Source organism: Roseivirga sp. BDSF3-8, assembly GCF_041449215.1.
Taxonomy (GTDB): domain Bacteria; phylum Bacteroidota; class Bacteroidia; order Cytophagales; family Cyclobacteriaceae; genus JBGNFV01.
Map to the genome: position 1 here is coordinate 2,951,072 of NZ_JBGNFV010000001.1, position 13,582 is coordinate 2,964,653.

The 13,582-nt window shown below is 44.3% G+C and carries 14 protein-coding genes; 10 read left to right on the forward strand and 4 right to left on the reverse strand.

The genetic code is table 11. The features are described from left to right. Positions 1-63 precede the first annotated feature (63 nt). From AB9P05_RS12145 to AB9P05_RS12155, 3 genes are all read left to right on the forward strand, one after another. Positions 64-369, forward strand: coding sequence for a hypothetical protein (locus AB9P05_RS12145; protein ID WP_371909095.1), 306 nt, complete (start codon positions 64-66; stop codon positions 367-369). 119 nt (positions 370-488) lie between these two features. Continuing rightward, a complete protein-coding gene (locus AB9P05_RS12150; protein WP_371909096.1) occupies positions 489-818 on the forward strand; it encodes a hypothetical protein in 330 nt (109 codons plus the stop codon). Positions 819-1,406: 588 nt separating this feature from the next. Beyond that, a complete protein-coding gene (locus AB9P05_RS12155) occupies positions 1,407-1,823 on the forward strand; it encodes a 6-pyruvoyl tetrahydropterin synthase family protein (protein WP_371909097.1) in 417 nt (138 codons plus the stop codon). Positions 1,824-1,829: 6 nt separating this feature from the next. Here AB9P05_RS12155 and AB9P05_RS12160 read toward each other — a convergent pair whose 3' ends face one another. Further along, a complete protein-coding gene (locus AB9P05_RS12160) occupies positions 1,830-2,294 on the reverse strand; it encodes a Fur family transcriptional regulator (protein WP_371909098.1) in 465 nt (154 codons plus the stop codon). 71 nt (positions 2,295-2,365) lie between these two features. On the opposite strand from AB9P05_RS12160, the gene AB9P05_RS12165 reads away from it, so the two are divergent. The 5 genes from AB9P05_RS12165 (at position 2,366) to AB9P05_RS12185 (ending at position 8,024) form a co-directional block, all read left to right on the forward strand. Continuing rightward, complete coding sequence (locus tag AB9P05_RS12165; RefSeq protein ID WP_371909099.1) at positions 2,366-2,899, forward strand: methylated-DNA--[protein]-cysteine S-methyltransferase; 534 nt, start codon at positions 2,366-2,368, stop codon at positions 2,897-2,899. Between the two features lie 4 nt (positions 2,900-2,903). Beyond that, the gene (locus AB9P05_RS12170; protein WP_371909100.1) at positions 2,904-3,323 is read left to right on the forward strand and encodes a hypothetical protein; all 420 of its coding nucleotides are present in this window, start codon (positions 2,904-2,906) and stop codon (positions 3,321-3,323) included. Between the two features lie 67 nt (positions 3,324-3,390). Then, positions 3,391-4,692: a cation:proton antiporter gene (locus AB9P05_RS12175; RefSeq protein ID WP_371909101.1), complete on the forward strand. Its 1,302-nt coding sequence runs from the start codon at positions 3,391-3,393 to the stop codon at positions 4,690-4,692. Positions 4,693-4,759: 67 nt separating this feature from the next. Continuing rightward, positions 4,760-5,233 (forward strand): hypothetical protein, encoded by a 474-nt coding sequence (locus AB9P05_RS12180; protein ID WP_371909102.1) that lies wholly within the window; start codon positions 4,760-4,762, stop codon positions 5,231-5,233. 106 nt (positions 5,234-5,339) lie between these two features. Then, on the forward strand, positions 5,340-8,024 hold the full coding sequence (locus AB9P05_RS12185) for a cation-translocating P-type ATPase (protein ID WP_371909103.1): 2,685 nt from the start codon (positions 5,340-5,342) through the stop codon (positions 8,022-8,024). 29 nt (positions 8,025-8,053) lie between these two features. Here the strand turns inward: AB9P05_RS12185 and AB9P05_RS12190 are convergent, their stop codons facing one another. From AB9P05_RS12190 to AB9P05_RS12200, 3 genes are all read right to left on the reverse strand, one after another. Continuing rightward, a complete protein-coding gene (locus AB9P05_RS12190) occupies positions 8,054-9,502 on the reverse strand; it encodes a hypothetical protein (protein ID WP_371909104.1) in 1,449 nt (482 codons plus the stop codon). A gap of 971 nt (positions 9,503-10,473) precedes the next feature. Further along, positions 10,474-11,253 (reverse strand): glycosyltransferase family 2 protein, encoded by a 780-nt coding sequence (locus AB9P05_RS12195; protein ID WP_371909105.1) that lies wholly within the window; start codon positions 11,251-11,253, stop codon positions 10,474-10,476. 45 nt (positions 11,254-11,298) lie between these two features. Then, positions 11,299-12,393, reverse strand: coding sequence for a glycosyltransferase family 4 protein (locus tag AB9P05_RS12200; RefSeq protein WP_371909106.1), 1,095 nt, complete (start codon positions 12,391-12,393; stop codon positions 11,299-11,301). 270 nt (positions 12,394-12,663) lie between these two features. Between AB9P05_RS12200 and AB9P05_RS12205 the strand changes: the two genes are divergently transcribed. Then, entirely contained in the window at positions 12,664-13,275 is a 612-nt protein-coding gene (locus tag AB9P05_RS12205) for a sigma-70 family RNA polymerase sigma factor (protein ID WP_371909107.1), read from the forward strand. A 16-nt stretch (positions 13,276-13,291) separates the two neighbouring features. Next, positions 13,292-13,573, forward strand: coding sequence for a hypothetical protein (locus tag AB9P05_RS12210; RefSeq protein WP_371909108.1), 282 nt, complete (start codon positions 13,292-13,294; stop codon positions 13,571-13,573). The last annotated feature ends 9 nt before the right edge of the window (positions 13,574-13,582 follow it).

The window sequence follows — 13,582 nt, forward strand, 5'->3', positions numbered from 1 at the left end:
CCAAAGCTTTTACGTTTCTCGGGAATCGTAGTGTGTAATTTTTTTTAGATCAACGTAAACCCTATGAAAAAGACCCTATTAGTATTTCTGACCATCCTGTTGGCAGTCTTAGGTTTTTCATTCATTCATGAAAATAAGAATGAAGAAATATACCTTAATAAAAACGCCAGCTACTCTAATGCAGAATGGGTGGTTTATGATGGCCACAGTGGATGCGGCAGACTCTTCAGGCCTGTTGATACCTGGAACCAGTTCTATGTGACCAAATCTCCCCAGGATTTTAATCCCATTGCCGGACGTCAGTACTACATCATCCGCCAGTACTTCATGACATTCGGTTCATGTGTTACTTATGAGATAACCTCCTGATCAACTGCTGGCTATTACTACTAAAGCCTTTATAAGGCCTCCCGTACCCATAAGAACCTTTCAGCTTTTCCGCTGAATTGCATCAATTTTATTTATCCATTTTTTACTAAGAAAAAACTATGAAGAAAACCGTATTTCTATTCGTAACCATGATAATGGCATCTGTTCAGTTCTCTTTCACTGAGAAAGCAATAGATGAGGCAGACGAAGTGTGTATCGAAGAAGCAAGTTACTACGCCCCTGAGTACGTAACCTATAATGGCTCATTCACCTGCGGCAGGAATTTTACAAATTGTCAGACTGGTAACACATTTACTGTAGGCCCTGTCCCTTCTGATATGGTACTTGTAGTCGGACAGACATACCGCATTTACAGATCGCTTTACTACAGTGGTTTTCCTTGCGTTCTCTACCAAATTGACTCCGCTACAAAATCATCTTGTCCCTGATAAAGTGTAATTTATTACAAGTTGAACAGGCTGCCTGCGAGGGCCGCCTGTTTATTATAGGGCAATCGATCGAAAATCATATGTGAATGCCATCCATTTTTGTACATTTACAATGTCAGTCATCTTCGTTTGTCTTCTGCTTCCTCTCATCTGCGTATTACCTCCCTCGTTTCTGCTTCGCTCTTCCTGCGCTTCTGCTTCGCTTCTCCTTCGCTATGAGTATACCATGAGTAGGTCCCTGCCTTATAGTCCGTATTAGCAATCCTTGAAGGAACAATTATTTGTATTATCTAAAGATTACAGGCTGAGCAAAATCATCATATCCCCCACTGGCAACCCACAATTTTTCTAAGGTCAAAACACCTGATTTTACGGCCCCAGGCTGACGGGTCCCATTACTTTAGGGGCGTATTATACCCCTTGCTACCAACCACCAACTATCAGATCATTCTTTCCCGATCCGGATATTTTCCTCTCATTATTATATATTAAGCCCACCCATGGTTCACCAATGTGAACCTTTATTGAAATCGAGTAAGCAACAGAATGGCCCTTTATTCGTAAAAACTCAAAGACAGATAATCCTATATGATCGCATCACTTTGCAGAAAGGCTCATTTTAACGCAGCCTACACCAATAACAATCCCCACTGGAATGTAGAAAAGAATACCGCCGTATTTGGTAAGACCCAGTCCGGAGGTGCCCAGTTCCATGGGCATAATTACGAACTGGTAGTAAGGCTTGAAGGAGAGGTTAATGAAAATACCGGCCGGGTGTTTCATCCCGATAAGCTAGCCTACCTTATCAAGAGAGAAGTAGAAGAGCGATACGATCACAAAAACCTGTATGAAGACGTGGATGACTTTCGGGACACAGTGCCTACGCCCGAGATGATGGCCTGCAAAATATTTAATCTACTAAGGCCCCATATTGCAGAGCACATCCATATGAAAGTTACCTTATATGAAAGCAGTCAAACCTTTGCTGAGTACGAGGGAAGGTGAAAAGACTTAGCGTGCTTTTTCTGCTGCTGTCTGGCAATCAGGATTGTTGCACGTCCCATAGAAGTTGAGGCTGTGCTCATCAATATGAAAATTGTACACACTTTCCACCAGTTGCTGTATATCCTGTATGCGTGGGTCACAAAACTCCAGGATCTTCTTGCAGTGACGGCAGATAAGGTGATCATGCTGCCGGTATCCGTGCGACTTTTCATATAAAGCCAGGTTTTTACCAAACTGATGTTTCGTTACCAGATTGCAGTCAAGTAGCAGATCCAGCGTATTATAAACAGTAGCACGGCTTACCCGGTAGTTTTTATTCTTCATATTGATGTAGAGAGACTCCACATCAAAATGTCCGCTGTTTTCGTATATTTCTTCCAGAATGGCAAAACGCTCCGGTGTTTTCCGCAGGTTCTTTCTTTCTAGAAAAGAAGAGAAAATTCCGTTGACTTCTTCTACTGTGTTTTTCATATCACCTAAAACAGCTAATTTGAAACGCCCCGATAGGGTAAATCGTTCCGCTGCTTCGAAAGGTAAAGATAATGTGTAAAAACATAAAATTTGTAACCCTACAGTCCACTGATATCCAAACCTATCTCATAGCCTCTCCTGTAGGTGCACTTAGTGTCACCGGCAATGAAGAAGCCCTCACAGCAATTCGTAGCGTGGAACATGATGCCGCAGTTGATGAAGAAAAAACGCTGCCTCAATGGGTCACTGCCTTAAAAAATCAGTTAGTTGATTATTTTGCGGCAAAGAGGACATGCTTCGACCTGGCAGTTGCCCCCGCCGGTACTCCCTTCCAGCAAAAAGTATGGAAAGAACTGGCCCGGATACCCTACGGTAAAACCTGTTCTTATCTGGAGCTCTCCCAGCGCCTGGGAGATGTTAAGGCCATAAGAGCAGTAGGCAGGGCAAATGGTAAAAATCCCTTATGGATAATAGTGCCCTGCCACCGCGTAATAGGGGCAGACGGTAGCCTCACAGGGTATGCAGGAGGTATAAAAATGAAGAAGTTCCTGCTCGACCTGGAAGCCAGGCACTCCGGAACCTACCAGATGGATTTGAATTTTTGATAAAATGGAGCGAGACGCACTTTTTAAAAAACTTAGACTTAAGCACCTTTCCGGGGCCCTGATCGTAAATGGCCCCGCAGAGATACAGAAGCTACTTTCAGAAGCGCATACTCTACCTGGTAAGAGTAAGTTTCCCTTCGTCCTTTTATTTGTGCATAACAAAGCCGAACTCAACAAACTCTTCCCTCAGGTAGCCACCGCATTAGATGATGAGGCCGTTTTTTGGATAGCATATCCGAAAAAGTCCTCTCCACTGGCATCAGATATAAATCGTGATACCGGCTGGGAGCCAGTTCATGCAGCAGGGTACGGCCCCGTATCACAGGTAGCCATTGACCATACCTGGAGCGCCCTCCGGTTTCGCCCTGAAAACAACATAAACCGGAAGCCAGACTCCCTATTTAACCAGAGGGCCAGGAAATAAGGCAGGTCAGAGAGAATTAAAACATACATGCCAGATCATTCGTTGGCATCATTTCAGAACGTATTTTATGGAAGCAAACAACCCGTATATCATAATTATAGCCATCTCGGCTACAATCATATTTTCCTACCTATTCAATATTGTTAGCCGGAAAACCAATATTCCCAGCGTAATACTGCTTGTTATGCTGGGTATGGGCATACGGGTTTTGCTCGAAAATTATGGTGTCGGTATCAGTGAATTCATCTTCAATATACTGGAGCTCCTAGGCATCGTTGGGCTTACCATGATCGTACTGGAGGCAGCCCTGGACCTTGAGCTGCATCGCGAACGATGGCCTATTATCTGGAAATCATTTGTGGTAGCCCTTGTATCCCTTATTCTTACATCCCTTGGCTGCGGCTATCTCTTTCACACCATACTCGGAATAGACATGTTTACCGCCCTCATCTATGCGGTGCCCCTTTCTATTATGAGCAGTGCGATAGTCATTCCCAGCGTAGGAGCCCTCATTACCGAAAAAAAGGAGTTTATGGTATACGAGGCCACATTCTCCGACATCCTCGGCATTATGTTCTTCTACTTCCTTATAGGTAACTCAGAGAGCAGCACCCAGATGGTCGTTTTCGATATCGTAAGCAATATTGTCCTCACAGTAGTATTGTCCGTCGTAGTTAGCTATGCGCTCGTTCTCCTTTTTCAAAACCTCAATACACCCGTAAAGCTTTTTCTCCTTATTGCCGTACTTCTTTTGCTCTATTCTTTGGGTAAAATATTCCACCTTAGCAGCCTGCTGATCATTCTTATATTCGGTCTGGTCATCAATAATAACAAACTCTTTTTCAGAGGATGGCTTAAGAAGTACCTGCGGAAATCCAGCCTGAAAGAAATTCTGAAAAACTTTCACCTCATTACGATTGAGTCAGCCTTTGTAGTACGCACCTTTTTCTTTGTGATTTTTGGCGTTACCATCGAGATAGCTTCACTTGGTGATCTCAATGCCGCTTACACAAGCCTCGTCATAGTGGCCATCATTTTTTTAGTAAGAGTATTTATACTCAAGGTAGTCATGCGAAAGGATATCACCCCTGAGCTTTGGATCGCCCCGCGCGGCCTTATTACCATCCTGCTCTTTTTTAGCATACCTGCCCAGTTTGAGGTCGCCGTCTTCAATAATTCAGTACTGCTCTATGTCATCCTCATTACCAGCGTGATCATGACTGTAGCCATGGTAGCCAGTGGTCGGGCCATTACCCCCGTGGACGAAATATCCCTCCACTATTGGGATGAAGTGGACAGGCAAATTCTTGAATACAACAAGCCAAAAAGCGTCAAAGAAGAGGAAGAGGCCGAAAATGCAGTGGATTGAGGAGTAAAGGTGCTATGTAATCCTTTCTGATTATATTTGCCCCGATTCAACAGAAAATCGCCCTGATATGTATGAGATTTTACTAAAATTTCACAGCCTCTTACGCTGGCTGGCCCTTCTTTTCATTGTTGCCGCCTTCCTTAAGAGCCTTATAGGCATGGCCGGTAAACAACGGTGGAGCGTAGTAGATAACAAGCTTAGTATTTATAGCCTTGTAGGCGCCCACCTCCAACTAGTGATAGGCCTCGTGCTGTATTTTCTTAGCCCCGTCGTTCAATCTGCACTCGAGGTCATGAAAAGTGCAGGTATGGGAGCCGTTATGAAAGATGCCACCTTAAGGTTCTGGCTTGTAGAGCACTTCCTTACCATGCTCATCGCTATTGTACTCGTTACCATAGGCAGAGTAAAAGCCAAAAAAGCCGCCGAGGATGCCAAAAAACACAAGTACATCGTTATTTTCTTCTTTATAGCGCTCCTACTTATTCTTTCCCGTATACCCTGGCCCTGGATGGAAGTAGCCCGCCCACTTTGGCGATATTAATACTTCATCCAAAACAAGTATATCCTGCTTCAGTTAATTGCTGAGAAGGAACAGACGGTATAGCCGCTCTCCTGAGAGGTTATACCGTTTTATTTTTTTAGCATATATGAATACCACTTCTCCCCTGCAGGATACGCATGCCCTTGAGGCCGAGGAAGTTCTGCAAAAACTTGAAGCAAATAAGGAAAAAGGCCTCTCCGAAAGTGAGGCAGAATCGCGCCTTAAAAAGTACGGACCCAATAAGCTCAAAGAGAGTAAGACCAAAAGCATCTGGAAAATTCTCCTTGACCAGGTCAATAATCCTGTAGTCTATCTCCTCGTTGCAGCCACTACCATCGCCTTCATATTCGGAGATACAGCCGAAGCCATAGCCATAGTCGTCGTCATCGTCGTTAATGCAGTCATAGGTTTTTGGATGGAGTTTCAGGCCCAAAAGTCCGTCCAGGCACTGAAAGAAATGGATAAGATCACAGGTAGGGTCCGTCGCGATGGTAAAGATCAGGAGATTGATGCTGAGCGTATAGTGCCAGGTGATATCCTCGTGATAGATGGTGAAACCCTTATTCCTGCAGATGCACGCCTTATCGAAGAGTCTGAACTCGCTGTGGATGAGGCCGCACTCACCGGCGAATCCTTACCCGTAGAAAAGAACATCGAAAAACTCGAAGAAAATACCCAGACCGCCGACCGGCTCAATATGGTCTATAAGGGTACTGCGGCTACCAGCGGCCATGCCCTCGGTGTGGTCGTTGCCACCGGTATGGAAACCGAGATAGGAAATATCTCCCAGATGGTAGAAGATGCCGGCGATGAAGAAGTCCCCCTGAATTCAAAACTTAATAAACTTACCCATAAGCTGATTTATGTCACCCTGGGTATGTCCGCAGCTTTTTTCCTCATAGGTAAACTCTCAGGCGAAGACACCTATCAGCTTGTACAGACCTCAATAGCCTGGGCTATTGCCGCCATTCCCGAAGGCCTGCCCATTGTCGCCAGTATAGCCCTTGCACGGGGTATGCTCCGGTTAGCTAAGCAAAATGTTATCGTCAAAAAACTTGCTGCGGTAGAAACCCTGGGAGAAACTACTGTCATATTTACGGATAAAACCGGTACCCTTACCGAAAACAAACTTTCAGTTCACACCCTTGCCGTACCAGGAGCAGATGTACATCTAGAACTCGACCATAATGATACTGTGGACGTAAGCACAGAGGAGAATGAGAATATTCGTCGCCTCACCCAGATCAGCGTAGCCTGTAATAATGCTGAACTCATAGAAAATGAAGAAGAGCAAGGAGGAGACCCCCTCGAGCTCGCCCTGCTCAGGTTTGCCCGTATGGCCGATAAAGAGATTTACGAAACCCTGTTATCCTCAGAAAGAGTAGACGAGGAGCCCTTTGATTCTGATTCCAAGATCATGGGCACCGTGGATAAGCTGGGAGATGGCTACTTCATAGCCGCCAAAGGCGCGGTAGAGGCGGTACTTGATCGCTGTGATAAACTCCTGGAAAACGGAGAAGAAAAGGAGATGACCGAGGAATTGCGTGAGAAGTGGGCAACACATCACGACGAACTCGCCGGCGATGGCCTGCGTGTCCTTGCCTTCGGTTATCGTGAGCAGCCCGAAGCCCCTTCCACAGAGTCAGCAGATGGCGTCAAGAAATTTGTGGACGGGCTTACTTTTGCCGGATATATCGGCTTCCTTGATCCACCACGTGAAGATGCAGCCGAGGCTATACAAACCTGCCGTGATGCAGGTATCACAGTAGTCATGGTGACTGGTGACCATCCGGGTACAGCCAGTAATATCGCCAAACGAGTGAAGCTACTCGACGAGATAGAGGATAGCAAGGTAGAGCATGGCTCCGAGCTTGAATCCAATCTCAGTGACGACCGCCGGGAAAGCGTGTATAACACCCGTGTATTTAGCCGCGTAGATCCCAGGCAAAAGCTGGACATGGTGTCCCTGTTTCAGGACAAAGGAGAAATTGTCGGCATGACAGGTGATGGCGTAAACGATGCACCGGCCCTTAAAAAAGCCAATATTGGTATCGCAATGGGAGATAAAGGAACCCAGGTAGCCAAAGAAGTCGCCGATATGGTGCTTAAGGATGATCGGTTTAGCTCAATAGTAAATGCCATTCGGTACGGTCGTATCATCTTTGGTAACATCCGTAAGTTTATTCTCTATCAGTTAAGTTATCACTTTGCAGAGATCATTCTCATTGCATCCATAAGTTTCACACTGTTCAACCTTCCTATTAAGCCCCTCCAGTTACTATTTCTGAACCTGCTTTCAGATGTATTCCCTGCGCTGGCACTCGGAATAGGAGAGGGGAGCCCCGATGTGATGAAGCATCCGCCAAAAGACCCTCAGGAGCCTATCGTTACCAAAAGTCACTGGCTCATGATCGCTTTTCACGGACTCGTGCTCGCAATATTTATAATAGGAGCCTACCTATACTCTCTCAAAGGATGGGGTGATAGCGAAGAAGTGGCTAATAATGTGGCTTTCTTTAGCCTCGCCTTCTCTCAGTTACTTCATGTATTCAACATGCGCGAAAGGTCAGAGCATATCTTCAATAATCAGGTTGTAAAGAATAAATTCATATGGATGGCCCTCGTGTTCTGCGTGGCAGCCTTACTCGCAGCCTACTTTATTCCTGGCTTAAGAGAAGTGCTTAACTTTGTAGATATTGACGCAAGGCACTGGTTGCTCATTGTGGGTGCCGCCTTAGCCCCTGTAGTGATTATTCAGGCCCTTAAAGCCGCCGGCTTCAAATATGCCTGATACTGATTCTAACTAATACCAGGCGGGGACTATGAGCGTTTCAACACCGCATAGTCCCCGCCTCTTTTTATTACCCTGTACCCAAACCATTCTTTACCCTCCTGCACCTCATCTTCAGTAAAAGTCTTGTAGATAAGATCATTTTGCAATTGAAAATCAATCACTATGTAGTCCGCATCCATTTCACGGGCAAAGCTGAAGTAATCCTCCTTTGACCACGTCAGATTATAATACCTGTTTACCCGCAGGTTATATGCCTGCGTGGTATATAGACGGTGATTCTCTACCTCATTAAAAAAGAACGTAGCCGGGCCGTAAACCGTAGACCCTTCAGGTATGCTTTCAGCTATACGGCTGTTTCGGGCCGACAGATCCACATGCTGCCTTATCATGTCCGTGATGTAGTATAGCTGTATCACACCAAACACCACAAAAGCTCCCTGCATTATCCTTACCCCCCATCTTTTATCTGTCTCCAGGTAAATATGCACCAGCAACAGCACCATATAGGGCAGGATCAACAGCCCATACTTGCTCGTATGTCCGTGGCTGATAGCGGCTAGTGCCAGCCCTGCCGAGCCTCCATACAGTATCAGGTCACGGTGCTTTTTTAAGATTGATTTGCCTCCTGCTATCAGCGCAACTATAAATAACAGGCTAAAAGAAGCCTCCCTGGGCGAGTGGAAATAGCGTCTATGGTCATTCAGAATCTTTACCAAAGGCGCATACCATACGAAATCCTTTTTTTCAAGCACCGGATCGTTTCCAAACTGCCACCTCAAGCCCTCCCAATCCGCCGTACTCTGTATATCCCAGAAGTATAGTAGCGTGACTAATCCACCGGCAAGACCAAATAATAACGCATGCCCCCACCGTCTATGTGCAAGAAGCAAGAGCCCTCCCGCTCCAATAAAAATGACTCCGTTGAGGTGAGTCAAGGCCCCCAGGCCAGCAAAAAAGCCACCTGATAATACGTGCCACACTGAAGAGTTGGTGAGGTGAGCCTTTATAAAGTAAAACCCCAGAAAGCCGAAAGTCATAACCATCACCTCCGGGCGCCACATAAAATTAAAAGTGATGAATAATGAATAGCTAAAAAAAATAATCAGGGACAACATAAGCCCTTCAGGTGATTTCTGATTTTGCTCCCTGTGCCAGTATTGCCGTAAGACCAGGCAAAAGGCTATCGTGATACCCAGCATAAAAGCCCTCAACAGACCCAGAGATAATCCCGCGCTGTGGATAAGTGCAGCCCCTGTCAAAACGAAAAGTCTGTGATATACATACAGCCTGTCCTCCCAGCCTACCCCCATTCCCGAATACATAACTCCCTTAGGAGTACCCTCCTTTACTAACCAATAGCTATGTTCTGCCAATATAGCCTCATCGTTATCAGGTGTACGCTCAAATAAGCTTACGGCAAACAGTAGAAGCACCAGGCTCAGGAATAACCACAGAAATTTTCTTTCATTCTTCATGCAGCCGCAAAAATAAGAATATCTTAAAGTATTGCTGCTTTTCAGGCTAGTATGAACCTTACTGGAAGAATATTTGGCATATAGGAGTTTTTGAGCTTTTCTAATAATGGGTAGCTAAAAAATCACCAGGCTTTTGATAGTAAATTTGGTTAGATCATCCAGAAAAGCACGGATTTAATTAGGTGATTTACATCAATTAATAGTATACTTGGTGTCAATATGAGTCTATCAAATAGCTGTTTTGATTATGTTTTTACGCATGTAAATTTTCAGCTATATGAAGAGACCTATTACTAACTTATAATTAATTGTACTATGAAAAAGGCTAAACTAAGTCTGGAAGAACTAAATGTGAAAAGCTTTAAAACTAGCAGAGAAGATGCTCATAGCGTGAAAGCTGGTATCGACCCTAGCGTAAGATCTTTTTGCTACAAAAACTCTACCTGTCAGGCTTGTAATGAGCGCACTTACTGGTGCTAATCCTCTCAGATATTTAAAAGTTTGATATGCAAAAGCTGTCCTCGGACAGCTTTTTTCATTTAAGAGCTATACCTTCAGTAGATTCTTTAAATGCATTCAGAATTAGCCAATGGGGCCCTGGAATAGCTTCTAAAACAAAGTAGACAAACAGAAAGTAAAAGGGGTAATCAAATCATTTATCTATCATCAATTGATTTTCTTAGTTTAATTTTTAAGTTATAAACTCATTTTTATAAAAAATTTCAAGAGATAATGAAAGACAAGAGACTAAACTTAGAGGCCATTAAATTAACAAGCTTTACCACTTCTGATCTCAAAGCAGAGTCAGTTAAAGGCGGAACCAAAGAATCATACTGCCATTACATTTCAGTATGCGCTGCTTGCGATGAACCCACTTACTGGTGCTAGGTTTATCAGTAAGCGGAAACGCTTACAGGAAAAATAAAAGCTGCCATCTGGCAGCTTTTTCTAATAGCTCAATTTAAAAATTCTTATCTCTTCCCCTTAGGTTTCTGACTCAGCTCCTCACCCTCCTTGATCCTCCAGGCCTTCATATACCGTTCAAAAACCGTATAGCTAGCCATTACCGACAAGATAAAGCCTACCTTTCCATCCAGAAAGCCCCTTTTCATAATATAGTGCTTAAAGAACCTCCAGAATGGCTTCAGAAACAGATGATACCCTGTGATCTTTTCTGAACGATTTACATAATCATATGCAGACCAGGAAGTATAGCGATGAAACTTGAAAAGGTACTGCTCCAGCGTCGTGTACGTAAAATGATCCAGCTTATTTTTCAGCCTTCCTACCTTTCCCTCAGTTTCCACCTCCGCATGCACATGCAGATCCTGATAGCGGCAGTTGTCCCTGCGAAATAGCCTGATCACCGCATCATTTTGCCACCCACTGTAGTTTACCCGGCGACCCATAAAATGGTTTTGGCGACCAATCCAGAAAGCACTTTTATCAGTACCCCTTTCAAGTATACCCTGCACCTCTTTCTGAAGCTTTTCCGGTACCCGCTCATCTGCATCCAGTAAAAAGATCCATTCATGCTTCGCCTGAGGGATTGTCCAGTTCTTTTGCGTCGCTGAGTTCACATACTCGTGCTCCAACACCCTGTCTGCCAGGGGACGGGCCAGGTCTACTGTGCCATCTGTAGAAAAACTGTCCACAACGATCACTTCATCGGCCCATCTTACCGACTTAATAGCCTCCTCAATGTGCACCGCTTCATTAAACGTGGGTATGATTGCCGTAATCTTCTGCATATCACTATCTATACTAAGCCTGTAGACCGGCAAAAGTAGTAAAATTTAAACTGAGCCTCCTTCTATCAGAGTTTTGAAGAAGTTCTCATAGTTTGAGATAGTGTTTTCAATGGAAAATTCCTCCAGGGCAGTCCTGTAACCATTTTCGATCAGCTTCGATCGAAGCCCTTCATCCTCCAGTACCTGCTTAATTTGTTCCGACAGTTCCCTGATATTTCCATGGCCAAACATCAGTCCATTCTCTTCGTGACGAATCAGATCAGGGTTACCCGCTGCCCGTGTAGCAATTACCGGCACCCCCATAGCCATTGACTCTAATAAAGACTGTGAGAGTCCCTCAATCGTACTCGGCAATACATTCAACCTAAAAAGTGGATAGTAACTCAATACCTTATCCGCAGGCACCCGGCCACAAAAATGAATGGTATGTGGCACCTTATAGTGATTCATTATCTCACGGTATTCCGGAGTTATATCCACTCCAATAAAAAATGCCGTCACCTTCTTCTCCAACATACCTATAGCCCGCAATAGCTGATCCTGATGTTTCTTTCTACTTACGCAGCCTATTACAGGCGTATCAGCTGTAATCCCGTAAGTATCCGCCAGCTCCTGAGTCAGGCCTGTATCATAATGAGAGTATTTTTCCCGGGGCGTCCCATTGTAGATCACCTTTATATGGTCCGCAGGCATACCAGGACCCGCCAGAGCCTTCTTCACCCCATTGCTAACGGCCACCACTGCATCAGTGCCCTTATGATATAGTACATTCTGAAGGTAGCCTCCCGCGCTTTTCGGAATCTGGCGCCTGGTATGCACCACCCTGACCGGCAGCTTGTATCGCCACTTTGCAAACATGCTCGTATACCTGTCTCGGCTGCTTTGCGCGTTGATAAGCTCAATCCGGTACCTCTTGGTCAGGTCTGCAATCTGCCTCATATTGGCACCATCCAGTTTTCCCTTAAAGGTCATAGGCACCCGTCTTGCAGCACTATTCTCCAGCAGGCGATACAGCATGCTCGACTCCGGGCAGCCAACCAGAATAGTGTGACCTCTTTCAGCCAGTCCATTTGCTAGAAAATAGATCGATTGTGTCGAGCCTGCAATACCACCCTGGTATGTGAGAAAAAGAATATTCATAAAATTAGCGTGCCGTCAGCTTCAAAATTGATATCTGGATCCGGTAAAATCAGAAAATGAGACAGTTACACCTAAAAAATGCAATCCGGAATGTAAAGAAAATACGTAAATACTTCAATTCACAATATTTTCTTACATGGATGGTTTATAACTTTTGAGGTATATACAAGTTAATATTCTAGAGAAATCACGTTGCCTTTCATCCGGGCGTGTGTTCCTCACCCAATCCACGATAATCCGGGAATTAGATAAGTGGCAAAATCCGAAATTATGGCTGAAGATAATAAAACGAAAGAAGTAGAAAGCAGGGAGGATACAAAGCCAAGGTACTCTGAGGCAAAAAAGGTAAAAGTGTTCGAAGGCGAGTTTATGCCCCACATAGACTCAATGTACAACTTTGCCTATCGCCTCACATTCGATGAAGATGATGCAAAGGACCTTGTACAGGAAACATATTTAAAGGCATTTCGCTTTATAGAAAGCTTCCAGGAAGGAACTAACGCAAAGGCATGGCTGTTCCGAATACTGAAAAACAGCTTCATAAATGACTTCCGTAAGAAAAGTAAAGAACCTTCAAAAGTTGATTATCAGGAGGTTGAAACTTTTTACAACTCGGATGACATTGATGAAAATATCACAACAGACCTGCGCATAGAAACCGTGCAGGATATGATCGGTGACGAAGTATCAAATGCGCTTAACAGTTTGGCTATTGACTTCAGGACCGTTATTATTCTTTGTGATCTGGAAGGCTTCACCTACGAAGAAATGGCGAAAATATTAGATATTCCCATAGGAACCGTAAGGTCAAGATTACACAGAGCCAGAAACCTTCTTAAAGAGAAGCTTTTTAAATACGCAAGTTCAATGGGTTATAACTAGAGGATAATTTTAAAGAATGGCAGTTTCTACTAACAAAACCACTCACCGCACTACCGAACTAAGCGATTGTACTGATCAGGATCTTTGTAAAGAGATGCTTTACAGAGTTATAGACGGTCAGGCAAGCTCCCGGGAGGAGGAAATCTTCGGGAGAAAAATTGAAAACTGCATGAGTTGTTTTAAGCAGTATCAGTATGAAAAAAGCATGAAAGACGTAATCGTCAGTAAAATCGACAAAAAATCCGTACCTTCGAGCCTCGCAGAAGATATCATATTCAAAGTAAAAAAACTGGCCTGATTTTACAGA